The 24,975-nt window shown below is 64.3% G+C and carries 30 protein-coding genes; 10 read left to right on the forward strand and 20 right to left on the reverse strand.

Going from position 1 to position 24,975, the window contains the following annotated elements:
* Window positions 1-10 precede the first annotated feature (10 nt).
* Window positions 11-604: a nicotinate-nucleotide adenylyltransferase gene (locus VOI21_RS00420; protein ID WP_323768384.1), complete on the reverse strand. Its 594-nt coding sequence runs from the start codon at window positions 602-604 to the stop codon at window positions 11-13.
* A gap of 212 nt (window positions 605-816) precedes the next feature.
* Between VOI21_RS00420 and ettA the strand changes: the two genes are divergently transcribed.
* On the forward strand, window positions 817-2,472 hold the full coding sequence (gene ettA / locus VOI21_RS00425; RefSeq protein ID WP_323766586.1) for an energy-dependent translational throttle protein EttA: 1,656 nt from the start codon (window positions 817-819) through the stop codon (window positions 2,470-2,472).
* A 38-nt stretch (window positions 2,473-2,510) separates the two neighbouring features.
* On the opposite strand, the gene VOI21_RS00430 is transcribed toward ettA, so the two are convergent.
* A complete protein-coding gene (locus tag VOI21_RS00430) occupies window positions 2,511-3,125 on the reverse strand; it encodes an REP-associated tyrosine transposase (protein ID WP_416358942.1) in 615 nt (204 codons plus the stop codon).
* A gap of 82 nt (window positions 3,126-3,207) precedes the next feature.
* Window positions 3,208-3,681, reverse strand: coding sequence for a DUF2938 family protein (locus VOI21_RS00435; protein ID WP_323766590.1), 474 nt, complete (start codon window positions 3,679-3,681; stop codon window positions 3,208-3,210).
* A gap of 390 nt (window positions 3,682-4,071) precedes the next feature.
* Here VOI21_RS00435 and VOI21_RS00440 point away from each other — a divergent pair, with 390 nt between their 5' ends.
* From VOI21_RS00440 to VOI21_RS00450, 3 genes are all read left to right on the forward strand, one after another.
* Window positions 4,072-4,464 (forward strand): DUF1036 domain-containing protein, encoded by a 393-nt coding sequence (locus VOI21_RS00440; RefSeq protein WP_323766592.1) that lies wholly within the window; start codon window positions 4,072-4,074, stop codon window positions 4,462-4,464.
* A gap of 189 nt (window positions 4,465-4,653) precedes the next feature.
* Window positions 4,654-5,130 (forward strand): hypothetical protein, encoded by a 477-nt coding sequence (locus tag VOI21_RS00445; protein WP_323766594.1) that lies wholly within the window; start codon window positions 4,654-4,656, stop codon window positions 5,128-5,130.
* Between the two features lie 260 nt (window positions 5,131-5,390).
* Window positions 5,391-5,597: a cold-shock protein gene (locus tag VOI21_RS00450; RefSeq protein WP_323766596.1), complete on the forward strand. Its 207-nt coding sequence runs from the start codon at window positions 5,391-5,393 to the stop codon at window positions 5,595-5,597.
* 2 nt (window positions 5,598-5,599) lie between these two features.
* On the opposite strand, the gene yciA is transcribed toward VOI21_RS00450, so the two are convergent.
* From yciA to VOI21_RS00465, 3 genes are all read right to left on the reverse strand, one after another.
* A complete protein-coding gene (yciA, locus tag VOI21_RS00455; protein WP_323766598.1) occupies window positions 5,600-6,004 on the reverse strand; it encodes an acyl-CoA thioester hydrolase YciA in 405 nt (134 codons plus the stop codon).
* 107 nt (window positions 6,005-6,111) lie between these two features.
* Complete coding sequence (locus VOI21_RS00460; RefSeq protein WP_323766601.1) at window positions 6,112-6,570, reverse strand: hypothetical protein; 459 nt, start codon at window positions 6,568-6,570, stop codon at window positions 6,112-6,114.
* A 44-nt stretch (window positions 6,571-6,614) separates the two neighbouring features.
* On the reverse strand, window positions 6,615-7,322 hold the full coding sequence (locus tag VOI21_RS00465) for a hypothetical protein (protein WP_323766603.1): 708 nt from the start codon (window positions 7,320-7,322) through the stop codon (window positions 6,615-6,617).
* Between the two features lie 226 nt (window positions 7,323-7,548).
* Between VOI21_RS00465 and VOI21_RS00470 the strand changes: the two genes are divergently transcribed.
* Window positions 7,549-7,983: an RbsD/FucU family protein gene (locus VOI21_RS00470; protein ID WP_323766605.1), complete on the forward strand. Its 435-nt coding sequence runs from the start codon at window positions 7,549-7,551 to the stop codon at window positions 7,981-7,983.
* Between the two features lie 228 nt (window positions 7,984-8,211).
* On the opposite strand, the gene VOI21_RS00475 is transcribed toward VOI21_RS00470, so the two are convergent.
* From VOI21_RS00475 to VOI21_RS00535, 13 genes are all read right to left on the reverse strand, one after another.
* A complete protein-coding gene (locus VOI21_RS00475) occupies window positions 8,212-9,303 on the reverse strand; it encodes an FAD-binding oxidoreductase (protein WP_323766607.1) in 1,092 nt (363 codons plus the stop codon).
* A 2-nt stretch (window positions 9,304-9,305) separates the two neighbouring features.
* The gene (gene ureG, locus VOI21_RS00480) at window positions 9,306-9,917 is read right to left on the reverse strand and encodes an urease accessory protein UreG (protein WP_323766609.1); all 612 of its coding nucleotides are present in this window, start codon (window positions 9,915-9,917) and stop codon (window positions 9,306-9,308) included.
* On the reverse strand, window positions 9,914-10,549 hold the full coding sequence (locus VOI21_RS00485) for an urease accessory protein UreF (RefSeq protein WP_323768386.1): 636 nt from the start codon (window positions 10,547-10,549) through the stop codon (window positions 9,914-9,916). Before VOI21_RS00485 ends, ureG begins: the two co-directional genes overlap by 4 nt.
* Window positions 10,545-11,015, reverse strand: coding sequence for an urease accessory protein UreE (ureE, locus tag VOI21_RS00490; RefSeq protein WP_323766611.1), 471 nt, complete (start codon window positions 11,013-11,015; stop codon window positions 10,545-10,547). Before ureE ends, VOI21_RS00485 begins: the two co-directional genes overlap by 5 nt.
* On the reverse strand, window positions 11,012-11,599 hold the full coding sequence (locus tag VOI21_RS00495) for a hypothetical protein (protein ID WP_323766613.1): 588 nt from the start codon (window positions 11,597-11,599) through the stop codon (window positions 11,012-11,014). Before VOI21_RS00495 ends, ureE begins: the two co-directional genes overlap by 4 nt.
* Before the next feature lie 94 nt (window positions 11,600-11,693).
* Window positions 11,694-13,454, reverse strand: coding sequence for an urease subunit alpha (ureC, locus tag VOI21_RS00500; RefSeq protein WP_323766615.1), 1,761 nt, complete (start codon window positions 13,452-13,454; stop codon window positions 11,694-11,696).
* A 48-nt stretch (window positions 13,455-13,502) separates the two neighbouring features.
* Complete coding sequence (locus tag VOI21_RS00505; protein WP_323766617.1) at window positions 13,503-13,898, reverse strand: carboxymuconolactone decarboxylase family protein; 396 nt, start codon at window positions 13,896-13,898, stop codon at window positions 13,503-13,505.
* Window positions 13,898-14,149 carry an antifreeze protein gene (locus VOI21_RS00510; protein WP_323766619.1) on the reverse strand — a complete coding sequence of 84 codons (252 nt, stop codon included), beginning with the start codon at window positions 14,147-14,149 and terminating at the stop codon, window positions 13,898-13,900. Before VOI21_RS00510 ends, VOI21_RS00505 begins: the two co-directional genes overlap by 1 nt.
* Before the next feature lie 59 nt (window positions 14,150-14,208).
* Window positions 14,209-15,027 (reverse strand): cyclase family protein, encoded by an 819-nt coding sequence (locus VOI21_RS00515; RefSeq protein ID WP_323766621.1) that lies wholly within the window; start codon window positions 15,025-15,027, stop codon window positions 14,209-14,211.
* A gap of 51 nt (window positions 15,028-15,078) precedes the next feature.
* On the reverse strand, window positions 15,079-15,387 hold the full coding sequence (locus tag VOI21_RS00520; protein ID WP_323766623.1) for an urease subunit beta: 309 nt from the start codon (window positions 15,385-15,387) through the stop codon (window positions 15,079-15,081).
* On the reverse strand, window positions 15,384-15,548 hold the full coding sequence (locus VOI21_RS00525) for a peptidase M23 (RefSeq protein ID WP_323766625.1): 165 nt from the start codon (window positions 15,546-15,548) through the stop codon (window positions 15,384-15,386). Before VOI21_RS00525 ends, VOI21_RS00520 begins: the two co-directional genes overlap by 4 nt.
* A 43-nt stretch (window positions 15,549-15,591) precedes the next feature.
* Complete coding sequence (locus tag VOI21_RS00530; protein WP_323766627.1) at window positions 15,592-15,894, reverse strand: urease subunit gamma; 303 nt, start codon at window positions 15,892-15,894, stop codon at window positions 15,592-15,594.
* A gap of 4 nt (window positions 15,895-15,898) precedes the next feature.
* Complete coding sequence (locus VOI21_RS00535; protein WP_323766629.1) at window positions 15,899-16,741, reverse strand: urease accessory protein UreD; 843 nt, start codon at window positions 16,739-16,741, stop codon at window positions 15,899-15,901.
* Window positions 16,742-17,122: 381 nt separating this feature from the next.
* Between VOI21_RS00535 and urtA the strand changes: the two genes are divergently transcribed.
* From urtA to urtE, 5 genes are all read left to right on the forward strand, one after another.
* Window positions 17,123-18,403, forward strand: a complete 1,281-nt coding sequence (gene urtA / locus VOI21_RS00540) for an urea ABC transporter substrate-binding protein (RefSeq protein WP_323766630.1) — start codon at window positions 17,123-17,125, stop codon at window positions 18,401-18,403.
* Between the two features lie 106 nt (window positions 18,404-18,509).
* Window positions 18,510-20,453: an urea ABC transporter permease subunit UrtB gene (urtB, locus tag VOI21_RS00545; protein WP_323766632.1), complete on the forward strand. Its 1,944-nt coding sequence runs from the start codon at window positions 18,510-18,512 to the stop codon at window positions 20,451-20,453.
* 223 nt (window positions 20,454-20,676) lie between these two features.
* Window positions 20,677-21,843, forward strand: a complete 1,167-nt coding sequence (urtC, locus tag VOI21_RS00550) for an urea ABC transporter permease subunit UrtC (protein WP_323766635.1) — start codon at window positions 20,677-20,679, stop codon at window positions 21,841-21,843.
* Window positions 21,840-22,583: an urea ABC transporter ATP-binding protein UrtD gene (gene urtD, locus VOI21_RS00555; protein WP_323766637.1), complete on the forward strand. Its 744-nt coding sequence runs from the start codon at window positions 21,840-21,842 to the stop codon at window positions 22,581-22,583. Before urtC ends, urtD begins: the two co-directional genes overlap by 4 nt.
* 83 nt (window positions 22,584-22,666) lie before the next feature.
* Entirely contained in the window at window positions 22,667-23,365 is a 699-nt protein-coding gene (urtE, locus tag VOI21_RS00560) for an urea ABC transporter ATP-binding subunit UrtE (protein ID WP_323766639.1), read from the forward strand.
* A 2-nt stretch (window positions 23,366-23,367) separates the two neighbouring features.
* Here the strand turns inward: urtE and VOI21_RS00565 are convergent, their stop codons facing one another.
* Complete coding sequence (locus VOI21_RS00565) at window positions 23,368-24,915, reverse strand: trimethylamine methyltransferase family protein (protein WP_323766641.1); 1,548 nt, start codon at window positions 24,913-24,915, stop codon at window positions 23,368-23,370.
* Window positions 24,916-24,975 lie beyond the last annotated feature (60 nt).

Raw genomic sequence — 24,975 nt, forward strand, 5'->3', positions numbered from 1 at the left:
GCGCGGCCCTTCACGATTTCGGGCCTGTTGCCCAGTGGCCAGCCGCGCGGATCGCGCTAGAGCTGACAGCCTTCATCGGGATGTTCACAAAACACCACGCGGGCGCAGCGGCGGCCCCCAGTGTGCGCGAGGCTTTGGCAGGCAGGCGCGCGTTCCGATAGATTCGCGCCGTGGGCGAGCTGCGCGCGGCAATCCGCAGACCCGGACGCGCCAGCACCCCCACCGGAACGGTTTGCAGGATATCCTGCCAGTTCTCCCACCGGTGAAACTGCGCAAGGTTGTCGGCCCCCATCAGCCAAGTGAATCGCACATCGCGGAACTGGCCTTGCAGCGCCTCCAGCGTCTGCGCCGTATAGCGCGTGCCGGACCGCGCCTCGAAATTGCTGATCAGGATGCGCGGATGATCGACCAGCGCGCGGGCCGCCGCCATCCGGTCGGCCAAGGGCGCGGGCGGGTTCGGCTTTAGCGGATTGCCGGGACTGACCAGCCAGACCACAAGATCCAGACCAAACCGCTTGAGCGCCTCACGCGACAGGTGCAGATGCCCCGCGTGCGGCGGATCGAACGACCCGCCCAGCAGCCCGACCCGCGCGCCCCGCGGCATAGCCCGCCCGCCAAGGCCCCGCGCCCCCGCCTGTATCGCCGCCCTCACTCCATCCGTCCCCTGCGGCACGCCGCATCCTCCTGCGTCCCTGCGCACCGCGCCACCCGATACGCCCTCGCAGGCCGTTGCGCAAGAAACCCGCCCCCGATTGCACCCATCCCGCCAAAGCGATACTCCGTCGCAAACAACGCACAAGCGCGCAGGAGCGGATCATGGCCTCGTACCAGTATGTCTATCACATGGATGGCGTCTCCAAGACCTATCCGGGCGGCAAGAAATGCTTTGAAAACATCCGCCTGAACTTTCTCCCCGGTGTCAAGATCGGTGTCGTCGGCGTCAACGGCTCCGGTAAATCCACCCTGATGAAGATCATGGCCGGTCTCGACAAGGATTTCACCGGTGAGGCATGGGCCGCCGAAGGCGCCAAAGTAGGCTATCTCCCGCAGGAGCCGAAACTGGACGAAACCCTGAACGTGCGCGAAAATGTCATGCTGGGTGTCGCGGCCAAAAAGGCCATCCTCGACAAGTACAACGAACTGGCGATGAACTATTCGGACGAGACCGCCGAAGAGATGGCCAAGCTGCAAGATGAGATCGATAGTCAGGATCTCTGGGATCTCGATAGCCAGATCGACGTCGCGATGGAGGCCCTGCGCTGCCCCCCCGATGACGCCGAGGTCAGCACCCTGTCCGGGGGGGAGGCCCGCCGCGTCGCGCTGTGCAAACTGCTGCTCGAAGCGCCTGACATGCTGCTGCTCGACGAACCGACCAACCACCTCGACGCCGAAACCATCGCATGGCTGCAAAACCACCTGATGGAATACAAGGGCACCATCCTGATCGTCACCCACGACCGCTATTTCCTCGACGACATCACCAGCTGGATTCTCGAACTGGATCGCGGCCGCGGCATCCCGTATGAGGGCAACTACTCGGCTTGGCTGGAACAAAAAGCCAAACGCCTCGCGCAGGAAGCGCGCGAAGACAAGGCCAAGCAAAAGACGCTGGAACGCGAACTGGACTGGATGCGGCAGGGGGCCAAGGCGCGCCAGTCGAAATCCAAGGCCCGGATCAGCGCCTATAACGATCTGGCCAACCAGTCAGAGCGGGAAAAGCTCGCCCGCGCACAGATCATCATCCCCAACGGCCAACGCCTTGGCTCGCGCGTGATCGAGGTCGAAAACCTGACCAAGGCCATGGGCGACAAGCTGTTGATCGAGGACCTGTCCTTTTCGCTGCCGCCCGGCGGCATCGTCGGCGTGATCGGCCCCAACGGCGCGGGTAAATCCACGCTGTTCAAGATGATCACCGGTCAGGACAAACCCGATGCGGGCAGCATCGAACTGGGCGACACCGTGCAACTGGCCTACGTCGACCAGTCGCGCGATGACCTCTCGGCCAATGAGACCGTGTGGGAGGCAATCTCCGGCGGCGCCGAACAGATCAAGCTTGGCGATGCGGAAATGAACTCCCGCGCCTATTGCTCGGCTTTCAACTTCAAGGGCGGCGACCAGCAGAAAAAGGTCGGCCTGCTGTCCGGCGGTGAACGCAACCGCGTGCACATGGCGCGGCTGCTGAAGGAGGGCGGCAACGTCATCCTCCTCGACGAACCGACCAACGATCTGGACGTGGAAACCCTGCGCGCTTTGGAAGACGCTCTGGTCGACTTCGCCGGCTGCGCCGTGGTCATCTCCCACGACCGTTTCTTCCTTGACCGGATCTGCACGCACATCCTTGCGTTCGAGGGTGAGGCGCATGTGGAATGGTTCGAAGGCAACTTCGAGGAATACGAAGAGGACAAGAAGCGCCGCCTTGGGGCGGATGCTCTGGAGCCAACACGGGTGAAGTTCAAGAAGTTTGTGCGGTAATCACGCGGCAATCGTAGGGTGGGTTTACAACCCACCCCTCACGCCACCTCTCCAAACGCACCAACCTCAACCGTCCCGACAAACTCCGGATCAACGCGCCCCATGCGCACGTCGCGGTGAAATGACGAATACGGCCAATCCGCCGCGCGCTCGACAAACCCGTGTTTCACCGGGTTCCCCCAACAATACCGCACATGCGCCGCATAATCCGCTTCATCCCGGATGTGATGCTCCCAAAACCGTCGTTGCCAAATCCCGGCGTCCTGTTTCGCCACCTTGCTGGGGGTCCGCCCTGCGCGAAGCCGTTCGGCATCGGTGGGTTGTAAACCCACCCTACGCCCCACCGGTAGGGTGGGTTTGCAACCCACCGCCCCGCCCTCCTTCAACCGCACCCGCTTCGAAAACCGCGCCTTGATTGCGCCCCATCGGTCCGAGTAATTCGCGTCGCCCTCCGGCAAGGTCCAAACCGCGTGCATGTGATCCGGCAACACCACCCAAGCGTCGATTGCAAACGGCCGCCGCGCCCGCGTTACCTGCACCGCCTCGCGCAAGATCTCGATCTCATCCAGCAACAAGCGACTCCCCCGATCTGCAAGGCAGACGGTGAAGAAGACGGTTCCTCCGCGAACCTTGGGGCGGCGGTAATTCGGCATACCGCCACGTTGGCGCAAAGCGGTTAACGCAGGGTTAGCGGCGGGGTGAACCCCGCCCTACGAAACCCACCGGCGTCAACATTCACCCCAACAGTGCCACGCCCCACATCCCCAGCGCAAAGACCGTGTGCGCGATCAATCCCTTGATCCGCCCGACCCAAGGCTGCGTCGTCTGCGACAGGGCCCAGCCCAGCCCCATGCCCGGTTGCAGAAGGAACCAGCCGCCGGCAATCGTCACGATCCCCCAGAGCCAGACCTGCCAGAACACCGGATCGCCGAACCACGCGCGCCCGACGATCAGCGCAAAGACCACGCCGTAAACCACGCCGACAAAATAGTGGAACGCCCAGCCCAGCGCGACCTCCCCCCGCACCGGGGCCGCCGCGCCGATATCGTCGTGAAACACCCTTCCCCGGAACAGCCAAGCCACCCAGCGGCCCACGTTGCCCCAGTTCGGCATACCCTGCCCCGCCAGTCGGTTCAGCAGCAGCGCCCAGAGGTCCATTGCCACGGTCCCCCCGATGCCGATCAGCACTCCAGCCCAGATCACTCCCATCTTGCCTCTCCTGTTCGCGCCGTCCCCGGCGGATCACGCCAAACCTTTATCAAAGGTAAATTCGTCTCTGTAAGTCATTGAAGTTGCTAGGCCACAAAGCTGTCCACGCGTGGACACAGCAGGCGACCTGCGCCACCCCAAACGCCCTGATCTGCCAAAATCCCCCCAAAAGCCGCCCCCGGCTGCCCGATGATCATCTCTCATCCTCGTCCGCAACCACAACGCCAACTTTACTCCCAAAAGTCCACCGTGCCCGCCGCACCAGCCCCAAGCCGCACATTCCTTGCGCAGCCTCCGCACCCCCCGCGCCGCGGTCAGGGATACCGGCCTTGCCCGAACGCTTTCCCTCGCCTAACCTGATACGCACGTTCTAAAATTCAGGATATCCACATGCATAGATTTTTTTGGCTCATGCTCTGCCTCTTCATGGCAACCGGCGCGCAGGAAGTTGCCGCGCAGAACAACAATTTCGCCGTCTACTACAAAAACGATTGCTGGCGGCGCATCCAGACCGCGATCCATGTCCGTGACCTTAACGGCAACTGGGTCACCAAGGGCTGGTGGACGCTGGAACCCGGCCAGCAGGCCTTTGTCGCCACGACCACAAACCGGATCTTTTATACCTATGGCGAAAGCATCGCGCCCATCAACGAGCGGATCAACTGGGCCGGAACGGACCGGCACTATCGGATCCGTGGCTCGTCCAATACCTACGGGTTCCGCACGCGCCGGATGGACATGTCCAACTGGGGCACGTGGACAGAGCGGTTCACCTGCAACTGATTGCACCCTCTCCCCCCGCAAGGCCGCGCGGCCTTGCGGGAACACCTTCGCGACGTTTGCCAGCCCCTTCAATGATCGACTGACAGCGCGCTCCGGGCCGATTGCCCTGTACCCGGCAATTCTGTCGGGTTTTGTGCTACACTCCCCGAACCGCTCAACAAAAGAGAGCGGCTTTTGGAGGAGAAAATCATGTATTCGAACCGTTTTGCGGCCCTCGCGGCCATTGTGCTTTTTGTGTCCACCCCAACTTTTGCCGAAACCGTCAATGTGTCCGGCGTCGGCCATGGCAGTACGACCTCTACTGCGATGCCCGCCTCGGAAAGCCTGATCGTGGTCCACGCGACCTCGACCTATGAACGGTTCGAAAGCGACAACGCCAACAGTCCCTTTGCCTCGGCCTCTGGCCCCTGCTTCGGCGCGATCCTGATCAACAAGGGGGCCGTCTCTGGTGAGGGCCTGTGCCGCTATACCGACGCCGACGAAGAGGTTGCCGTTGTCAAATGGATGGCCAAGGGCCTGAGTGCCGAGGGCCGCACCCAAGGGGAATGGATGGTGCTGGGCGGAACGGGCAAATGGGCCTCAATCACCGGCGGCGGCACCTTTGACGCGGGCGGCGAAGGCGACGCCTATACCAACAAGATCACCGGCGAAGTCACCATGAACTGAGCCGTTCAACGCGCCGGGGCCTGTCCGCACAGGCTCCGGCCTGACGCCCTGCTATCAGGCGGCACGACCGCGATCACACAGCCGCCGACGCCTGATCCCACTTGATCCAAACCCCCGAATCTGAGATTTTTTTCGCGCTATGTTATCACTATCGCCCACCTGTCTCCGCCCGGCGGGGTCAGCGCAAACGATACTGCTCTGACCTATGCCGGGCCGCAGCACTTCCGCGTGCGGCAGAACACGCACATGGAGACATCACGATGGCGACAGGCACCGTGAAATGGTTCAACACCACCAAAGGCTTTGGCTTTATCGCGCCCGAAGGCGGCGGCAAGGACGTCTTTGTCCACATTTCGGCGGTCGAGCGTTCGGGTCTGACCGGCCTCGCCGACAACCAGAAAGTTAGCTTTGAACTGCGCGAAGGCCGGGACGGCCGCGAAAGCGCATCCGATATCGAACTGCTCTGACCTTACACGCCGCCCGGGACTTCGGACTCGGGCGGCACCTCACGCTTTTTGCCCTCATCGTCGATGGCCACGTAGGTGAACACGGCTTCGGTCACCTTTTCGCGCTTGCCGATCCGGTTGCGCAGGGCCCATGCCTCCAGCCCGATGGCCATCGAGGTTCGCCCGACCCGGACCAGCCGGGCGTAGATGCACAGCACGTCCCCTACCTTGACCGGGCGGATGAACTTCATCGCGTCCACGGCAATCGTCGCCACCCGCCCCTGCGCGCGTTGCCCGGCCACCATACCGCTGGCGATGTCCATCTGCGCCAGCACCCAGCCGCCAAAGATATCGCCGTTCACGTTCACATCCGCTGGCATCGCCAGCGTGCGCAGCGTCAGTTCGCCTTTTGGGCCGTTGTCGTCCATGGGCCTGTCCCTTTGTTGCTCCGCACCGCCGTCATTCGTGCCGATGCGCCCTGTCCCTATCAGTGACCCAATTCGCGCCATGTGACCAGCCACAGGTCCGCCCGGGCCTATTTCTTCAGCGCGCGGTTCAGGACCACGCCGAAGGCGGCGATCAGGCAGCCCATCAGCCCCATGAACACCGCGTGCAGCGTGCCGAACAGATCCTGCCGGTTGGCCATGGGCTGCACGCCCACGATCCGCAGGCGGATGTCAGAACCCGGCGGATAGGCCGCCACCATCGCGCGCGCGCGGTCGACGTTGCCCCGCTGCGTCAGCGCCAGCAGGCCTTTGACGGCCACCTGATCGCCGCTGCCACGCGGCCATTCAACGGTAAGCACCGGGTCTGTGCGCGTGGTGCCGTTGCCCACCGGCGACGTGACAACCTCTGAGGTTTCGACGGTCAGCGTCTCACGCGGGCTGAACAGCGACAGCGGCGGCGGCTCTCCAAAGCGGGCGCTCAGCGACGCGAACCAGAGGAACAACAGGCCCACGGCAAGGACTCCGTACCGCAACACAATTGTCAGCATCCGCTCTCTAACCCCACGCTTGTTCGGTTGATCCTTTGCGCGCCTTATCCGGCAGGCAGGCACACGCCGTCAAACCCCCGGCCCGTCACCTTGGGGGTGCGCGACGGCCGGTGCGGCACGCGGCAGGCGACCACGGTCAGCCCGGCCGGGTTGGACGGCACCGACGACAGCCTGGCTGAGCCGGGATCGATCCGCGCCTGTTCTCCGGGCGCAAGCGTCACCGACTGGGCGCAGGGATCGGGGTTCTGTTCTGTCGGCAGGCACAGCCCCACCGTGATCGGGAAATCGCAGGTATTCGTCACCTCGCGCGGCTGCACCTGACCCAGCATCCCGCGCGTGCAGTGGTTCACATCCGACCGGAACGACGCACGCTGATAGGACCCCGTCACCGCATCCAGCAGCGGCGGCACACCCAGCATGGCCAAGGCTCCGACCCCTGCCGCCACCCACAGCGGCACGCGGCGCGGCGCGCCCTTTTGTTCGAAAAACACCGCCGCAATCATCGCCACCCAGGCCCCGATGAACAACGCCCCGCCGGTGATCTCAGGCAGCCAGGGCGTCGCGCGCCACAGCCCTTGCGCCCAGACCAGCGCAGGCATCCCGATCCACGCCGCAGCGACTCCCACCAGCGCGGTGCCCCACAGCGGCAACCGCCGCGTGCCCGACCTGTTGACCACGGCGCGGACCACAACCGCTGTCACGATCCCCAGAAAGACCGCGCCCTCCATCAGTTCCGGCACCCATTCCGGCATCGCCGCTCCTTTGCCACGTCCCTTGGCCCACAGGCCGCCGCCCAGCATTGCCGCAAAGCCTGCGCCGCCTCAAGGTGGTCCGCGATGCCGCCCCACGCCCGATCTGATCAGAATCAGGCGATCTGCCGCCCCGCCATGGCCTGCCCCACCCCGACGCGCCGCGTTTTGCCCTTGCGCCGCGCGCGTTTGGCGCTTTTCATGGTCGGGTATTCCAGAGGTTCCGCCCATGCTGCACAACGTCCCCCCCATCCTGTCCCCCGACATCCTGCACACGCTGAGGGCCATGGGCCACGGCGATGAGATCGTGATCTCGGACGCCAATTTCCCTGCCTATTCAATGGGCTGCAAGGTTCACAGGCTGGACGGCATCAGCGCGACAGAGGTGTTGGAGGCGGTGCTGACACTGATGCCGCTGGACAGTTTCGTCAGCGACCCGTCCCAGACCATGCAGGTGGTCGGAGACCCAGAGGCCGTTCCGGAAATCGTGCAGGAATTTCAAGGGATTATAGATCGCGTCGCCGACCATCCCGCGCCCATCGCGACGCTGGAACGCTTTGCCTTCTACGACCGCGCCAAGACAGCTTTCGCCGTGATTCAGACCGGGGAATCAAGGCTTTATGGCAATATCATCCTGAAAAAGGGCGTCATCCCGCCGCGCTGACGGTCACATCCCCGGTAGGTATTGGAAACATGACTGTCGAAAAGGCCCCGTCTCCCCCACCTTTGTAGGCATAGAAGGAGACACAAAATGACCAAGCACAATCAACCGACCCCCGCCCAGCCCACAATGCCCACCCCCGGCAACAGCAAGCCCGCAACCTACCGCTTTACCGATTGGGCGGCGTTCTGATCCGCCCATCACCCCCTTGATATCAAGCGATTTCCCCGGTCACTTCCGCAACCGGTCCGGGGCCAGCGCAGCCAAAACATCCGCCGCCAAAGCGGGCGTTTCCCCAAGGCACAGGGCCGCCGTCAGACACGCCAAGGCAGGCGAGGTCTGTACCCCATAGCCCCCCTGCCCCGCCAGCCAGAAGAACCCCGCTGCATCGGGGTCCATCCCCACCACTGGCGTCTTGTCCGCCACAAAGCTGCGCATCCCCGCCCAACTGTGCGACGGACGCACCAGCGGCAAATCCACCATTTGCGAAAACCGGTCCAGCCCCTCGGCCAGCACCATGTCGTCGGCATGGACATCGCCGGGCGTCACCGGGTCCTCATCCGCCGGTGAGATCATCAGCCGCCCTGCCTCGGGTTTGGCGTACCATGTCTCGGCGATAGAGCCGAACAGCGGCCAGCCGTCCGGATCGATGCCCGCAGGCACCGCCATGATCACCGCAGAGCGCCGCTTGGGCACCAGACCCACGGGCCGCACCCCGGCCATCTGCGCCACCTGATCGGCCCAGCCGCCCGCCGCGTTGACCACCGTCCCGGCGGTGAACACCTGTCCCCCCGCCTCGACCCGCCAGCCAGCGCCGTCCCGCGTGATGGCCGTGACCCGGCTGCCGGTCTCAATCACCCCGCCGCGCGCGCGCACCTGTCGTGCATAGCCCTGCAACAGGCGGTCCACGTCGATGCCTTGCGCGTCCTGTTCCAGCATCGCCGCCGCGATCTGATCGGTGCGCAGGACAGGCACCAAGTCGGTCGCCTGCTGCGCTGTCAGCCGCTCGATCCCGGTGGAGCCGTGCAGATAGTCCTCCAGAACCGGCAGGTCCTCTTCGCGCGCCAGCATCAACTCGCCGCGCGGCGACAGCACGCTGTCGCCAAACAGACCCCCGGCCAGCGCCGGATAGGCCGCCGCGTTCAGGGCCCGCAGCGTCGCGTTGCCGTAGTTGCGGATGAACAGCGCCGCCGAACGTCCGGTCGCGTGATAGCCCAACTGCGGTTCCGCCTCGATCACGGTCACCTTGGCCCCGCGCGCCAGTTCTGCCGCCGCGCTGATCCCGGCGATGCCGCCGCCGATCACGATAACATCCTGCGACATGGTCAGAGCCCGGCAATCGCGCGGATTTCGGTCAATATCCGGTCCACGCCCTCACCGCCTTTCAACGCCGAAAACACAAACGGCCGCCCCGCCCGCATCCGCGTCGCATCCCGTTCCATCACCTCCAGAGAGGCCCCGACATAGGGCGCCAGATCGGTCTTGTTGATGACCAGCAGGTCTGACCGCGTGATCGCAGGGCCGCCCTTGCGAGGGATTTCCTCCCCCGCCGCCACGTCGATCACATAGACCGTCAGATCCGCCAGTTCGGGACTGAAGGTGGCCGACAGGTTGTCGCCGCCGGATTCGATCAGCACCACCTGCACCTCCGGGTGGCGCTGCCGCATCTCGGCCACGGCAGCAAGGTTGATCGAGGCATCCTCGCGGATCGCGGTATGCGGACAGCCGCCGGTCTCAACCCCGATCACCCGGTCGGCGGGCAGGATCTGCATCCGCATCAGCGCCTCGGCGTCCTCTTGGGTATAGATGTCGTTGGTGATCACGCCGATGGAAAACTCATCCTTCAGCCGCGCGGCCAGCCGCGCGGTCAGGGTGGTCTTGCCCGCGCCGACGGGGCCGCCGATGCCGATGCGCAGGGGGCCGTTCATTTGGGTCATGACTGGAATAGCCTTGGTTCAAGTGTTTCGTGTCGCATGGCCGCAACGTCCGACAGAAAGGCGTTGGAGGACATATCCTCCAGCGCCATTTCCCCGGCACGGGCGGCCACATCGGTGCACAGCGGCGTCAGGCGGGACACCACTCCCTGCGCCGCGGTCTGACCCAGCGGCATCAGCCGTTGCGCCGCCGCGACAAGGTTGCCCGCAAAGGCATGCAGATACAGCGCCGCCACCTGTTCCGGGTCCATCCCCATCTGCCGCGCCGCCGCCCCCAGCGCAACCGGCAACAGCATCGGCGGCAGGTCCAGCCCCCAGACCTCTGCCGTGACCTTGGCAAAGGCCGCGCCCTGCCGGTCTGCCTCGCGCAGGCGTTCCTGTGCAGGTGACCACGCCCGCGCCATCGCGTCCAGTTCGGCAACCGGATGATCCCCCCGCCAAGCCTGCCAGATCCACAAGGCATCCGTCTTGCCCGTGCCATCGCTCAGGACGTCGGACAACCACGCCTCCAACGCCGCCTCGTCAGAGACCCAGCCCTGATGCACGGCACTTTCCATCCCGTGCGAATAGGCAAAGGCCCCCACCGGGTACGCCGGGGACAACCATTGCGTCAGGGTCAGCAGGTGGGGATCAATGGGCATGGGCGGTGTGGCCGTGTTCATGGCTGTGGGTGCGGCCATGGCCGTAGGCCCCGCCCTCGGGTGTAAAGGGTTCCGACACCTCTGTGATGCCCGCGCCCAGATGTTCCAGCATATGCCGGATCACCGGGTCCCGCTGGATCAGCAGCCGTCCTTCGGCCACCTGACAGGGCGTGTGCCGGTTGCCGATATGCCATGCCAGACGCGGCAGATCGCCGGTCACCGCCAGCAAATCCTCCTCCGCGGCGATAACCTCGACCAACCGCCCATCGGCCCGCTCCAGCGCGTCGCCCTGATCCAGAGATGTGGTCTGTTCCAGATCGACCACAAACCTGTCCCCCGCGACGGTGGTCAGCACCTTGCGACGCAGGAATCGCGCGTCATAGGTCAGGCGGCAGGCGTCATGCGCACCGGACCATTCTCCGGCGCGATGCAGGATCTGGGCGACGGGTAGGTCGGTCACTCGATCACCTCGATGTTGGAATACATGTAGCGGTCCGACCCATCGGCATGGTCGCTGCCCGCATAGTAGGAAAAGCCGAGTCCCGGCAGGTAGTACAGCAAGTCCACGGAACCGGATTCGTCCGGGTCATAGCGGATTTCGATCGGGATCATCTCATATTCGCAGGCCCCGAAATTGAGTATCCCTGCCTGACCGAAATCATAGGTCTGACGCTCTTTTCTCAGGTCGCCGAGGGTGTTCACGGCCAGATCATAGACCACCTGTTGTCCCGACGCCGGCAGGGCCAAATCCTCGGCCCGACCGGGAAAGGCATAGGTGGTGCGGGTGTCCTGATCGGGGCTGCCGTCCACCATGTCCACCAGTTCAATCAGATAGATCCCCTGCGCCAACAGGCTGCGCGAGATGGCCCCGTCCGCAGAGATATACAGCGATTCAACCACACCGGGACCGGACCGGCGGTATTCCTCGGTGTCGACGCCATCGACGGTAAAGCGGATGCCCGCGTCGAGGTCCGCCGCCACCGGGCAGTCCGCCAAGGCGGGGGGGGCGAGAACAAGGCTCAGGGCCGCTACGTGGAAACGCATCTTCATTCTCCAATTCGATCTGTCGGGCGCGGGTCATGTTGCGCGAGCGCCCAGCGGAGATCAAGCACCGGCCAACGCTGCGACGATCCGGTCTTCAGAACAGGAAGTAGCGCTGCGCCATCGGCAGTTCGCTGGCCGGTTCGCAGGTCAGAAGTTCCCCATCCGCACGCACCTCATAGGTTTCGGGATCAACCTCGACCTTGGGGGTGGCATCGTTCAGCTTGAGGTCCTTCTTGCCAATGTTGCGCGTGTTGCGCACCGCCAACGTTTGCTTGGCCAGACCCAGTTCCGCGCCAATTCCCTCAGCCTGCGCCGCCTCGGAGACAAAGATCACAGCCGAGTTTTCCACGCTGCGCCCATAGGCCCCGAACATGGGCCGGGAATAGACCGGCTGCGGCGTCGGGATGCTGGCATTCGGATCGCCCATCTGCGCGCAGGCAATGGTGCCGCCGATCAGCACCATCTCGGGCTTGACGCCGAAAAAGGCCGGGTTCCACAGCACCAGATCGGCGCGCTTGCCTTCTTCGATGCTGCCGATCTCATGGGCGATCCCGTGGGCGATGGCCGGGTTGATGGTGTATTTGGCAATATAACGGCGCACGCGGAAGTTATCGTTGTCGCCGACCTCCTCGGCCAGACGCCCGCGCTGCTTCTTCATCTTGTCGGCGGTCTGCCATGTGCGGATCAGCACCTCACCCACGCGGCCCATGGCCTGACTGTCGCTGGCGATGATCGAAAACGCGCCCATGTCGTGCAGGATGTCCTCGGCGGCAATGGTCTCTCGACGGATGCGGCTCTCGGCAAAGGCCACGTCCTCGGGGATGGATTTGTCGAGGTGGTGACAGACCATGAGCATATCCAGATGCTCTTCGAGCGTGTTGACCGTGAAAGGCCGCGTCGGGTTGGTGGAGGACGGCAAGACGTGCTCTTCACCACAGATCTTGATGATATCCGGCGCATGGCCGCCCCCGGCGCCCTCGGTGTGAAAGGCATGGATGGTCCGGCCCTTCAGGGCAGCGACGGTGTTCTCGACAAAGCCGCTTTCGTTCAGCGTGTCGGTGTGGATCATCACCTGCACGTCCATCGCATCCGCCACCGACAGGCAGCAGTCGATGGCACCCGGCGTCGTGCCCCAATCCTCATGCAGTTTCAGCGCGCAGGCACCGGCCTTGACCTGCTCCTCCAGCGCGGCAGGCAGAGAGGCATTGCCCTTGCCCGCAAAGGCAAGGTTCATCGGAAAGGCATCCGCCGCCTGCAACATCCGCCCGATGTGCCACGGCCCCGGCGTGCAGGTGGTGGCCAGTGTGCCATGCGCGGGGCCAGTGCCACCGCCCAGCATGGTGGTCAGGCCGGAATGCAGGGCATCCTCGATCTGTTGCGGGCAGATAAAGTGGATGTGGCTGTCAAAGCCGCCCGCCGTCAGGATACGCCCCTCACCGGCGATGGCCTCTGTTCCCGGTCCGACGATGATGTTGACCCCCGGCTGCGTGTCCGGATTGCCCGCCTTACCGATCTTATGGATACGCCCGCCCTTAAGGCCCACATCCGCCTTGTACACGCCAGTATGGTCGACGATCAGCGCGTTGGTGATGACGGTATCCACCGCCCCCCCGGCGCGCGTGACCTGCGATTGACCCATGCCGTCGCGGATCACCTTGCCGCCGCCGAACTTGACCTCTTCGCCGTAGATCGCGGCATTGGCACCTGTGCCGCCGGTCTGCGCGGCCCCCACAGCCTCGGCGGTCAGGTCACGCTCAACCTCGATGATCAGATCGGTATCGGCCAGCCGCAGCCGGTCCCCGGTTGTGGGGCCGAACATGGCGGCATAGTCAGAGCGTTTGATAATGGCAGGCATTGTATCCTCATCCTTCGGGTCACCGGGCAACAGGTGCCCGGCGCTACTTTATTCCTTGAAAACGTCGTCCACCGGCACCTGCAGAGCACTGGCCAGCGCGTTGGTCTGATTGGCCATGCCCAGCACGGCCAGCAGCTCGCCGTACATCTCGGGCGTCATGCCCTTGGCGCGGGCGGCGGCTGTGTGGGAATGCGCGCAATATTCACAGCCATTGGTGGCCGAGACAGCAACGTAGAGCATCTCCTTCATCAGCGGATCCAGCGCACCGGGCGCCATCACCACCTTCAACCGCTCCCACGTCGCCTTCAGCAGCGCAGGGTCATGCGCCAGCGCGCGCCAGAAGTTATTGACGAAATCCGATCCCCGCACCGCGCGAATGTCATCAAAGACCGCGCGCGCCTCGGGCGTCAGGTCCGCGTCGGACAACAGCGGGACGGTCGCCATCAGAATGCCCTCTTTGGCCCGCGCCGCGCCAGCCTCTTGGCGTTGGCGCGGGTCTGCCGGTGCAGCGGCCCGATGGCGGCGGCAAGGGGGTCGCCCCCCTCGATCGCCGCGCGGGTGGCCGCGTGAAACGCCCGTGGGAAATGTTCCACCTTTTCGCGCACCATGCGCGTTGTCTCATCCGGTGTGACGGACCACAGCCCCGCCATCCCCATCAGTCGCATCGCTATCACCGCCTGCGCTTCGGCAGACATGCAGGCCATCCGTGTCACGGATATCCAAAGGTCCAAAGGGGTTGGCAGAGCCATATTCGTTACACCATTGCAAATATTCGGGCCGGGCCACCTGTGCCCCGACCGGTTTTCGGCGCGCCCACGATCAGCGTCGCGCCCGCAGCGGGCACCTGGCTCAGTCCGGCCAGACACTCGATCCCATAGCGGTTGGTCGGCAACCAAGCGTAGTGGGTGTCAAAGCTTGCCGATGGCCCATGGTCCAGCGACAGCGTATCCGCCGCGATGGCCACCGCCCCGGTCTGCTCGGCCAGCATCTGCGCCGCTTCGACGTGGAAGCCGGGAAAATGCATCACACCATCGCCGTCGGCATTGCGAAACCCGTCACCGCCCAGCCGCGCTGCCCAGCCCGAGTCCATCGCCACACAGGCCCCGTCCGGGATCTCGCCATGCGCGGCAATCCAGGCTTTCAGATCGTCCGGCGTCACCATGGTATCGGGATCGTCGGCCGCCCGTGCCGCAATGTCGATCTTGACCAGCGGACAGACAAGGTTTTCGACCGGAATTTCATCCACCGACTGCCCGTCCGCCGAGAAATGCAGCGGCGCGTCGACATGGGTGCCGGTGTGCTCATTCACCGTCAGATTATAAAGGTTGAAGCCGTCCTTGGCGAAATCGAAAGCCTTGTCGTAGGAAATCCCCGGTGCCCCGAAATAGGTGGGAAAGGTCTCGTCGGTGACATGGCTCATGTCCACCACACTGCCATGGCCCGCCGCCATCGCCGGCGTTGTCGTCCCAACGCCCAGCACCGCGCCCGCGCCAACCGCCGCGCCTGCCTTGAAGAACGAGCGCCGAGACAGCATCCGTTCCTTCACCGAAGTCATCACACAGATATCGCACATGGTCTTTCCTCTCTGGTGTCCAGAACACCAGCGTCACCCGACTCACCCGTGTCAGTCCAGCGCGCCCATCACCTTTTGGTTGAAACCATAGATGGTGCGTCCGCCGGACATCGGGATCAGGTTCACCTCGCGCGCCTGCCCCGGCTCAAACCTCACTGCCGTTCCGGCGGCAATGTCCAGCCGCGTGCCCCGTGCCGCATCGCGGTCGAAATCCAGCGCCGGATTGGCCTCGGCAAAATGGTAATGAGAGCCGACCTGCACCGGCCTGTCGCCGGTATTGGCGACGCGCAGCGTGATCGCCTCGCGCCCCTCGTTCAGGGTCAGCGTGCCCTCTGCCGGGAACAGTTCACCAGGGATCATCGGCGGTTCCAGGCGACCAGGGCTGCGACCCCGATCAGCGCCGCCATCGGCAACAGCGACAGACCGCTTTCCATCCCGTGCGGATGCATGTGCCCGCCTTCATGGGCCAGAGCAGGTGCCGCCGCCAGCAGCGCGGTTGCGAATGTCAAAACAGTCTTCATTTTGGTTCCCCTTGGTTTCATCTGTTTAAAAATACCCAGCACTTCACCGGATCGGATCGTGAACCGTCACCAGCTTGGTGCCGTCTGGAAACGTCGCCTCGACCTGAACCTCGTGGATCATCTCGGGCACGCCTTCCATGCATTGCGCGCGGGTGATCACCTCGGCCCCGGCCATCATCATGTCAGCCACGGATCGCCCGTCGCGCGCGCCTTCGACCACCGCATCGGTGATCAGCGCAATCGCTTCGGGGTAGTTCAGCTTTACACCACGGGCCAGCCGCTTGCGGGCCACCTCGGCGGCCATCGCGACCAGCAGCTTGTCTTTCTCGCGCGGGGTCAGTTGCATGGTGTCAGAGTCTCCACGAAATCGGCAAAGTGTCCCGGCTGAGCCGGTCAAGAACGGGCAGCAGGCTGCGCCGCAGGTTCAGGCTGTCGGACGCCAACAGGCGCACCACCAACAGGTCGTCGCGCATCAGCGACACGCCGCCCGTATCGGGCATAAAGGCCCGCAGCGGCGCCAGATGCGACTCGGCGTCGGGCGCGACATAGACAAGGCTCGCCATCGCCCCGGCCCCGCCGCCCAGCGCCGGACGGGCCATGCCGGTCTCAAGGTCGCCGTGCAGGTCCAGCCCGTCAAGGTACAGCGGCGCGCCCGCGCGCCAGACCGCGATCCGGTCGGAAAACGCCACGTCGCGCAACCGCTCGCCCATGGCAGTGCGGCCAAAGATCACCGGCTCCACCAGCAGCAGGCGCGCATCGGCGGCAAGGTCCACGCGCAGACGCCGCCGCAACCGCGCGCCCTCGAACAGGATCAGCTCTTGCGGCAGCCAGTGCAGCACCGAAGCCGCCCCGGCCTCCAGCCGCGTTTCGACCCGCGCCACATCGGAACTGGCGCGATAGGCGCGCTCTGCCGCCTGTGTCGTCAGGCTCAACTGTGACCCCACCCCCGCTGCCCCGCAAAGAGACAGGCTGTCGCCCCCTGTCAGCCCGCCGGAGGTATTGATTACGATGGCCTCGACCGCCTTGGTACGACGGGAAAACAGCGCCCGCAGACAGCCCGACGTCCGCAGCCTGTCAATGGCCGAACGGTCGCCACGCTGTTTGGTCGTCAGGTCCAGCGTCCCGCGAGCGCGAGGCACATTTCCCGGCAGTGGCGCAGCAACCGCCTGATTTTCGCGCATATGCAGTGTCATTGTCCCAACCGCGACGTGTCTTTGGCCAATACCGCCACCCCGCGTCTGGCAATGCAACGCACTTGGGTGAAAAGTTAACGGATTGCTCAACGCAATCGCCCAATAATTAGCCTAATGTCTGAGTTTTAGATCAATAATTAGGCAAAGCAGATTGCCACTCCCCCCTGATCCGCCCCGCGATTGACCGAAGGGCAAGGTGAACTGATGACTCGGGGCGCCCACGCCGCGCTGCTGTGAGATCGGTGGAAAAGGGCGTGTGACGACCTGAAAGGTTTGCAGCTCGAACAGGCCGCCACACTGGATGCAACATACTGTTGCGGGGGATGACCTAGACGCTCGGCCATGCCGGGACAAGGGAGGCTCACCCGCGGGGAGACACGAATGAACCGTTTCACGAAACTGCTGTCCGGTGCCGCTACATTGGCCCTCATTGCCGGTGGCGCCAGCGCCCAGGATTGCCCGATCAAGGTCGGCGTGCTCCACTCGCTGTCCGGCACCATGGCAATCTCCGAGACGACACTGAAAGACACCATGTTGATGCTGATCGAACAGCAGAACGAAAAGGGCGGCCTGCTGGGCTGTGAGCTGGAGGCCGTTGTGGTCGACCCGGCCTCTGACTGGCCGCTGTTCGCCGAAAAGGCGCGCGAACTGCTGACCGTGCATGAGGTCGACGTGATGTTCGGCAACTGGACATCCGTTTCGCGCAAATCGGTACTGCCGGTGATCGAGGAACTGAACGGCTTGCTGTTCTACCCGGTCCAGTACGAGGGCGAAGAATCCTCCAAGAACGTCTTCTACACCGGTGCCGCGCCGAACCAGCAGGCGATCCCGGCGGTCGACTATTTCCTTGAGGAACTGGGCGTCGAGAAATTCGCCCTGCTTGGCACCGACTATGTCTATCCGCGCACAACCAACAACATCCTCGCCAGCTATCTGGCGTCGAAGGGCATCGCCGAAGAAGACATCTTTGTGAACTACACCCCCTTCGGCCATTCCGACTGGGGCACCATCGTTGCCGACGTCGTGGCATTGGGTGAGGATGGCAAGCAGGTCGGCGTGATCAGCACCATCAACGGCGACGCCAACATCGGCTTCTACAAGGAACTGGCCGCCGCTGGCGTCTCCGCCGATGACATCCCCGTCGTCGCCTTCTCGGTTGGCGAAGAGGAACTCTCGGGCCTCGACACCTCCAACCTCGTCGGTCACCTCGCCGCATGGAACTACTTCCAGTCCGCCGAAGGTGCCGCCAATGAGGAATGGATCGCCGCGTGGAAGGCCCGCATGGGCGAAGACCGCGTGACCAACGACCCGATGGAAGCACACTACATCGGCTTCAACATGTGGGTGAACGCAGCCACCGCCGCAGGCACCACCGATGTCGATGCCGTGCGCACCGCGATGTACGGGCAGGAATTCCCGAACCTGACCGGCGGCACCGCCGTCATGCTGCCCAACCACCACCTGTCCAAGCCGGTCCTGATCGGTGAGATCACCGCAGAGGGCCAGTTCGACATCATCAGCCAGACCGACCCGGTTCCCGGCGACGCATGGACCGACTTCCTGCCGGAATCGGCTGTGCTGAAGTCGGATTGGAAAGACCTCGGCTGCGGCATGTACAACACCGAGACCTCGACTTGCGTGCAGATCAAGTCGAACTACTGATCGGCTGACACCGGGGCGCGCCTTGGCGTGCCCCGCCACAGCGTGACCAACGGCAGGGCGGAAATCGCCCTGCCTGCCTCCCCTCCCACCAAAGACAGGCCGATCCATGCTCCGTGCCCTTCTTGCGGCTCTTCTCTTCGCGTGGCTGCCCGCGCCCGGTTTCGCCCAGGACCTGCAGACAATCCTGCAAGCGCATCAGGCGGAGGTTGCCAAGCCCTCACGCGGGACAGTTGGTCCGGTGCTGGAGTCGCTCTCTGCCTCCGGTCTGCCAGAGGTGCCGCGTTTTCTGGAACGCTGGCAGGACAAAGAGGTCTATACCCGCGAGGATGACGGCCTGTTCTTCTACGTCGAGGAAACCGGCGATACCGTCACCCTGATCGACCTTGGCACAGGTGAGCCGGTTCAGACCGCCGTTGATCCCGACGCCCTGAAGCAAATCAAACCCAACGGCGGTGTGCGCCGCGCCATCGCCGAGGCGCTGGTTCAGTTCCAGCTCTCCGACCCCGATATCACCCGCCGCGCCGGGGCGGTTGACGCCATCGCCCGCGGCCTTAGCCCCAGCCAGATCGCGCCGCTTGCCGCCTCGATCGACGGGGAGCCGGATGCCGCGCTCAAGCTGCGCAAGCAACGCCTGCTGAACTATCTGGCCGCCCGCTACGGGGACACGCCAGCGGCGCGGATCGCCGCCATCCGGGCGCTGTCGTCAGACCTCAGCGTCGATGGCCGCGCCGTCCTGTCACAAATCCTGTCGACCGAAACCGAGGTCGCGCAAGACATCCCCGCCGACGCAAACGTCGCCCGCATCCTCAAGCCCGGCACCGATCTGCCAGAGGCAGAGGCCTATGCCATGATCGCCGCCAAATCCGGCGCGCCGGCCCTGATCGACCCGTCCCGCATCCGCCCGACACTGGAAACCCATGTCGAAAACGGCAAGGCCGGTGGCCTGCCCGCCGCCCAACTGACCACACCAGAGGCCCGCTTGCGCGCCTACGATGCGCTCGCCGTAGCGGGCACGGTTCCGCCACGGGCGACGCCTGAAATCATCGCTGAAACGCTGGCGGGCTGGACGATCTACGAGGTCTACGACGAGCCGGACGCCGCCATCACCGACGCCGCCGAAACGACCCAGGCCGCCGTGCAAAACCGCGTGGCTGTGTCTCAGGCAGCGGACCTAGGGCTGGACGCCATCTCGCTCGCCTCGATCTATTTCCTTGCCGCTATCGGCCTTGCCATCACCTTTGGCGTCATGGGCGTCATCAACATGGCCCACGGCGAGTTCATCATGATGGGGGCCTATACCGGCTACGTCGTGCAACTGTTCATCCCCGATTACACCCTGTCGCTGGTCGTCGCCCTGCCGCTGGCCTTTGCGGTGACTTTCGGCGCGGGCGTGGCGATGGAACGGCTGGTGATCCGCTGGCTCTACGACCGCCCGCTGGAAACCCTTCTGGCCACCTTCGGTGTCTCCATCGCGCTGCAACAGCTGGCCAAGAACATCTTTGGCACGCAGGCCCGTCCGCTGACCTCGCCCGGCTGGCTGGACGGCGCGTGGCAGATCAACGACGTGATCGCCATCAGCTATATCCGCATCGCCATCTTTGTCCTTGCGCTGCTGTTCCTCGGCCTGCTGCTGTTCATCCTCAAGAAAACCCGTCTGGGGCTGGAGGTCCGCGCCGTCACGCAGAACCCGCGCATGGCCGCCTCGATGGGCATCAACCCGGACCGGATCAAGATGATGACCTTTGGCCTTGGCTCCGGCATCGCGGGCATCGCCGGTGTCGCCATCGGCCTTTACGCCAAGGTCACATCAGAAATGGGCGCGGACTACATCGTGCAAAGCTTTATGACCGTGGTTGTCGGCGGGGTCGGCAATGTCTGGGGCACCCTTGCCGGTGCCTTCATGATCGGCACCCTGCAAAAAGGGATCGAGTTCTTCAACCCGTCCAACACGCTGGCGGCGCAGACTTACATGATCCTCTTCATCATCCTCTTCATCCAGTTCCGGCCAAAGGGCATCGTCGCCCTCAAGGGCCGCGCGGCAGGAGACTGATCATGCGCACCCTCTTTTGCAGCCATTGCAACGGCATCCTCGTACCCAACGCCGCCGACATGGATAACTGCGGCCCCGGCACACCACGGCGGGCTCCTCCCGCCCCGGTCGACAAGGCCACAGAGGCTTTGGGCCCGAAAAATTGCGGCGGTGATTGGGCCGCAGGGACAAGGGGGGCAGAACCCCCAAGCCCGCCGCGCGCCACATCTTTGGGAGTCCCGGCATGAACCGCAGTTTCTTTGCACAAAACCCGTCGATCCTCTGGTTCCTCGCCATTCTCGCCCTGTTCACCCTTGGCGTCACCCTGATGGCAGAGGCAACCGGCACCGGCCTGATCTCCACCAGTTTCGTCAAGACGCTGGGCAAGACACTGTGCCTGTGCCTGATCGCCATCGCGATGGACGTGGTCTGGGGCTATTGCGGCATCCTCAGCCTTGGCCACTTCGCCTTTTTCGGGATCGGCGGCTATGCCATCGGCATGTGGCTGATGTACGCCCGGACAGAGGTCATCGTAACCGGCAGCATGGCGAACCAAGTGATCCCGCCCAGCCCGCAAGAGGTCTCTGACGCCATCGCCAGCCAGATCTTCGGCGTGGTTGGCGCGTCCGAACTGCCGACAATCTGGTCCTTTGCCCATTCCCTGCCACTGCAACTGCTGATGGTTGTGCTGGTCCCCGGCCTGCTGGCGCTGGTCTTTGGCTGGCTCGCCTTCCGCAGCCGCGTCACCGGCGTTTACCTGTCGATCCTGACACAGGCGATGACGCTGGCCCTGTCGCTGTATCTCTTCCAGAACGACAGCGGCCTGCGCGGCAACAACGGCCTCTCGGGCCTGCAAAACATCCCCGGCTTTGAATCGACCCCGCAAAGCCTCGTCTCGATGGCCTTCTTCTGGGCTTCCGCCTTGGCGCTGGCCATCGGCTATATCCTCTTTGCCTTTGTCACCTCGGGCAAGATGGGCAGCGTGATCCGCGCCATTCGCGACGATGAAACCCGCGTGCGCTTCCTTGGCTACCACGTGGAAAGCTACAAGCTCTTCGTCTTCACCCTGACCGCCATCGTGGCGGGCATCGCGGGTGCGCTCTATTACCCGCAGGCGGGCATCATCAACCCGGCAGAAATCGCGCCCATCGCCTCGATCTACCTCGCGGTCTGGGTCGCCATCGGCGGTCGCGGGCGCTTGTACGGCGCGGTCCTCGGCACGGTCTTTGTCACGCTGGCGTCCAGCTGGTTCACCGGCGGCGGCGCGCCTGACATCAACCTCGGTTTCTACGTCATCAAATGGACCGACTGGTGGCTGGTGCTGCTGGGCCTGTCGTTTGTTGCCGTCACCCTCTTCGCCCCCCAAGGCATCGGCGGCCTCGTCGACAAACTGGTGAGGAAAAAAGCATGAGCAGGACGCTCCTCGAACTCTCCGGCGTCTCCGTTTCCTTCGACGGCTTCAAGGCGATCAACAACCTCAGCTTCCAGATCGGCGAGCCGGAACTGCGCGCCATCATCGGCCCCAACGGCGCGGGCAAGACGACCTTCATGGATATCATCACCGGCAAGACTAAACCGGATGACGGCCATATCCTCTGGGGCGACAAGGGAATCTCGCTGCTGGGCATGTCGGAATCCGCCATCGCCCGTGAGGGCATCGGCCGCAAGTTCCAGAAACCCACGGTTTTCGAGGCCCAGACCGTGCGCGAAAACCTCGCCATGGCGCTGAAAAACCCGCGCGGCCCCTTTGACGTGCTGTTCTACAAAAAGACCGCCGACGGCGCGCAGCGCATTGAGGCGATCGCCGAACAGACCGGCCTGACCGACAGCCTGACCCGCCCGGCGGGCGAACTCAGCCACGGACAGAAACAATGGCTGGAGATCGGCATGCTGCTGGCGCAGGAACCGCGCCTGCTGCTGGTCGATGAACCCGCCGCCGGCATGACCCCGGCAGAGCGCGAAAAGACCACCGAAATGCTGGTCGAAGCGGCGAAAACCCGCGCCGTCGTTGTCGTGGAACACGACATGGAATTTGTCCGCCGCCTGAACTGCAAGGTCACCGTCCTGAATGAGGGCTCCGTCCTCGCCGAAGGCTCCATCGACCATGTGACCAGCGATCCGCAGGTCATCGAAGTCTATCTGGGGCGCTGACCCATGGGCTTCTTCTTGGTCCAAATACTCACTTCCGCCCGCGCCACACAGCGCATCGTCCGGACGACAGGAACACCGCCGCCATGCTGAGCCTCTCCGACCTGACCCTCCATTACGGCCACAGCCAGATCCTGCACGGCATCTCGATGCAGGCCAAACCCGGTGCCGTCACCTGCCTGATGGGCACCAATGGCGTCGGCAAGACCTCCCTGCTCAAGGCCATATCGGGCACCCATGCGCGCTCTGGGGGTGAGATGAGTATCGAAGGCAACGACATGCCCAAGGGCACCTCGGCCCATGCGCTCGCCCGCGCGGGCGTCGGCTATGTGCCACAGGGACGGGACATCTTTCCACTGATGACGGTGAAAGAGAACCTTGAGACCGGCTTTGCCTGCATCCCGAAATCCGAATGGCACATCCCCGCCGAGATATTTGAGCTGTTCCCGATCCTCGATCAGTTCCTTGCCCGGCGCGGCGGGGATTTGTCCGGTGGCCAGCAGCAACAGCTTGCCATCGCCCGCGCGCTGATCGCCAAGCCGAAACTCCTGCTCTTGGACGAACCGACAGAGGGCATCCAGCCCAACATCATCAAGCAGATCGGCGAGGTCATCAAATACCTGCGCGAAAAGGGCGACATGGCGATCATCCTCGTCGAGCAGTTCTTTGATTTTGCCTATGATCTTGGCGATCATTTCGTGGCGCTGGAACGCGGCCGCGTCATCCACGACGCCACCAAGGCCGACACCCCGCGCGCCGTGCTGTTGGAAAAGGTCTCGGTCTAGCCTCAAAGCACCTCGGGAAAGGCCTGCCGGATCGCGCACACCTGCGCTGTGCTCAGGTACTCTGGCCGATGGTCGTTCAGAATACGCCGCGCCTCGGCCCGCGCGCGTGTCCAGGCATCCTCGGCCCCCGCCGCCTCCCATGTGCGCGGATCGGTCCGGTCGGCCATCCGGGGATAGACATAATCCCGCTCCATCGCCGCATGGGTCTGGGCAGAGCCCAGAAAATGCCCCTCGCCCAAGACCGCCTCGCGGATCGCGTCAAAGCCCAGCGTGTCGTCGCTGACCTCGACCCCGCGCAGCACGCGGTACACCGCGCCCAGCATCTCATTGTCCAGCACAAACCCCTCAAAGCTGGCCCCCAACAGGGCCGCCGTCATGCCCGCGCTTTCATACACCAGATTGCCGCCTGCCAGCCCCGCGGCCAGCGCCGTCATGCCCTTTTCCATGCCGTATTGCGCATCAATCGCCTTGGCATCCGTCATCGACGCCGCCACGCCGGACGGCAGCCCCAACCAGTTCGACAGTTGCGCCGAGGCGGCATTCAACAGCGCCACCTCTCCGCCGCCGCCGGAAAACGCGCCCGTCCGCAGGTCGATCACCAAGGGCCAGTTGGAAAACACCATCGGATGTCCGGGCCGGATCACATGCACCATCACAAGGCTGGCCAAGGTTTCGGCCAGCGATTGCGCAAGGAACCCCGCCAAAGGGGCTGGGGCCGTTGCGCCCGACTGGGCAGCGGTGATGCAGGACATGGGAATATTATGGTCGATGCAGGCATAGACCACCTCCACCGCGTCCTCGCCGTAGCGCATCGGCGAAATCACCGGGCTGATATGCGCCTTGATGAAAGGCCGCGCCGCAAAGGCCCCCTCGCGCCCCAGCGCCATGTCCATCATCGCCACCACCGGCGCGACACTGTCGGCCACCGTAAACGCCGTCGCCACCGGTTTTGTCGTATGCGCCAGCAGCGCAAAGGCGGTGTTCAGGTCCAGTTCCCGCACCCCCGGCACATCCGTCGCGATGCAACAGCGGGTGAACCAACTGACGTTCTCCAGCGCGTCCTGCAACCGGGTGAAATCGCGCAAATCCTGCAAGGTCGCCGCGCGGTAGCGCGCGCTGTCCATGTCCAGAACCTGTACCGCAGCGCCCCCGGTGCCAAAATGCACCCGGTCGCCGCCCACCTCGATATCCCGCGCCGGATCGCGCCCGTACAAGGGAAAGCGTTTCGCCGCGCCGTCCACCGCCGCCTCGATCAGCGCCTCGGGGATCAAAACCCGGTCGCCGCGCGCCTCTGCCCCGGCAGCCAGCAGATCCCCCCGCAGCCGCGCCGGCACCTCGCCCATGCCCAGGTCCGCCAACAACCGCTTGGCCGTCCGGTAGATCGCCCACAGGTCGGCATCCGTCAGCGGCGCATAACGTCCGCCCCGCTGCCCCGGTGGTGCCGGGTTCACCGGCCCCGCCGCACGCGCCACATGCCGCGCCCCCCGGCCCCCCAACCGCCGCCCGCCTCGGCCCCCAGGCAGGGTCCGCTGATCCTGATCCTCATCCATGCCGCCACTACGCGCCGCGCTGGCAAACCTGACAAGCGGGACAACACATCTGCACCCAAA

Source organism: Antarctobacter sp. (assembly GCF_034670325.1).
Taxonomy (GTDB): domain Bacteria; phylum Pseudomonadota; class Alphaproteobacteria; order Rhodobacterales; family Rhodobacteraceae; genus Antarctobacter.

What these genes read in the sequence shown, in the direction of transcription:
- VOI21_RS00420 (WP_323768384.1), bottom strand. Translation starts at nt 604, where the DNA reads ATGCCGCGGGGCGCGCGGGTCGGGCTGCTGGGCGGGTCGTTCGATCCG.
- ettA (WP_323766586.1), top strand. Translation starts at nt 817, where the DNA reads ATGGCCTCGTACCAGTATGTCTATCACATGGATGGCGTCTCCAAGACC.
- VOI21_RS00430 (WP_416358942.1), bottom strand. Translation starts at nt 3,125, where the DNA reads ATGCCGAATTACCGCCGCCCCAAGGTTCGCGGAGGAACCGTCTTCTTC.
- VOI21_RS00435 (WP_323766590.1), bottom strand. Translation starts at nt 3,681, where the DNA reads ATGGGAGTGATCTGGGCTGGAGTGCTGATCGGCATCGGGGGGACCGTG.
- VOI21_RS00440 (WP_323766592.1), top strand. Translation starts at nt 4,072, where the DNA reads ATGCATAGATTTTTTTGGCTCATGCTCTGCCTCTTCATGGCAACCGGC.
- VOI21_RS00445 (WP_323766594.1), top strand. Translation starts at nt 4,654, where the DNA reads ATGTATTCGAACCGTTTTGCGGCCCTCGCGGCCATTGTGCTTTTTGTG.
- VOI21_RS00450 (WP_323766596.1), top strand. Translation starts at nt 5,391, where the DNA reads ATGGCGACAGGCACCGTGAAATGGTTCAACACCACCAAAGGCTTTGGC.
- yciA (WP_323766598.1), bottom strand. Translation starts at nt 6,004, where the DNA reads ATGGACGACAACGGCCCAAAAGGCGAACTGACGCTGCGCACGCTGGCG.
- VOI21_RS00460 (WP_323766601.1), bottom strand. Translation starts at nt 6,570, where the DNA reads ATGCTGACAATTGTGTTGCGGTACGGAGTCCTTGCCGTGGGCCTGTTG.
- VOI21_RS00465 (WP_323766603.1), bottom strand. Translation starts at nt 7,322, where the DNA reads ATGCCGGAATGGGTGCCGGAACTGATGGAGGGCGCGGTCTTTCTGGGG.
- VOI21_RS00470 (WP_323766605.1), top strand. Translation starts at nt 7,549, where the DNA reads ATGCTGCACAACGTCCCCCCCATCCTGTCCCCCGACATCCTGCACACG.
- VOI21_RS00475 (WP_323766607.1), bottom strand. Translation starts at nt 9,303, where the DNA reads ATGTCGCAGGATGTTATCGTGATCGGCGGCGGCATCGCCGGGATCAGC.
- ureG (WP_323766609.1), bottom strand. Translation starts at nt 9,917, where the DNA reads ATGACCCAAATGAACGGCCCCCTGCGCATCGGCATCGGCGGCCCCGTC.
- VOI21_RS00495 (WP_323766613.1), bottom strand. Translation starts at nt 11,599, where the DNA reads ATGCGTTTCCACGTAGCGGCCCTGAGCCTTGTTCTCGCCCCCCCCGCC.
- ureC (WP_323766615.1), bottom strand. Translation starts at nt 13,454, where the DNA reads ATGCCTGCCATTATCAAACGCTCTGACTATGCCGCCATGTTCGGCCCC.
- VOI21_RS00505 (WP_323766617.1), bottom strand. Translation starts at nt 13,898, where the DNA reads ATGGCGACCGTCCCGCTGTTGTCCGACGCGGACCTGACGCCCGAGGCG.
- VOI21_RS00510 (WP_323766619.1), bottom strand. Translation starts at nt 14,149, where the DNA reads ATGTCTGCCGAAGCGCAGGCGGTGATAGCGATGCGACTGATGGGGATG.
- VOI21_RS00515 (WP_323766621.1), bottom strand. Translation starts at nt 15,027, where the DNA reads ATGTGCGATATCTGTGTGATGACTTCGGTGAAGGAACGGATGCTGTCT.
- VOI21_RS00520 (WP_323766623.1), bottom strand. Translation starts at nt 15,387, where the DNA reads ATGATCCCTGGTGAACTGTTCCCGGCAGAGGGCACGCTGACCCTGAAC.
- VOI21_RS00525 (WP_323766625.1), bottom strand. Translation starts at nt 15,548, where the DNA reads ATGAAGACTGTTTTGACATTCGCAACCGCGCTGCTGGCGGCGGCACCT.
- VOI21_RS00530 (WP_323766627.1), bottom strand. Translation starts at nt 15,894, where the DNA reads ATGCAACTGACCCCGCGCGAGAAAGACAAGCTGCTGGTCGCGATGGCC.
- VOI21_RS00535 (WP_323766629.1), bottom strand. Translation starts at nt 16,741, where the DNA reads ATGACACTGCATATGCGCGAAAATCAGGCGGTTGCTGCGCCACTGCCG.
- urtA (WP_323766630.1), top strand. Translation starts at nt 17,123, where the DNA reads ATGAACCGTTTCACGAAACTGCTGTCCGGTGCCGCTACATTGGCCCTC.
- urtB (WP_323766632.1), top strand. Translation starts at nt 18,510, where the DNA reads ATGCTCCGTGCCCTTCTTGCGGCTCTTCTCTTCGCGTGGCTGCCCGCG.
- urtC (WP_323766635.1), top strand. Translation starts at nt 20,677, where the DNA reads ATGAACCGCAGTTTCTTTGCACAAAACCCGTCGATCCTCTGGTTCCTC.
- urtD (WP_323766637.1), top strand. Translation starts at nt 21,840, where the DNA reads ATGAGCAGGACGCTCCTCGAACTCTCCGGCGTCTCCGTTTCCTTCGAC.
- urtE (WP_323766639.1), top strand. Translation starts at nt 22,667, where the DNA reads ATGCTGAGCCTCTCCGACCTGACCCTCCATTACGGCCACAGCCAGATC.
- VOI21_RS00565 (WP_323766641.1), bottom strand. Translation starts at nt 24,915, where the DNA reads ATGGATGAGGATCAGGATCAGCGGACCCTGCCTGGGGGCCGAGGCGGG.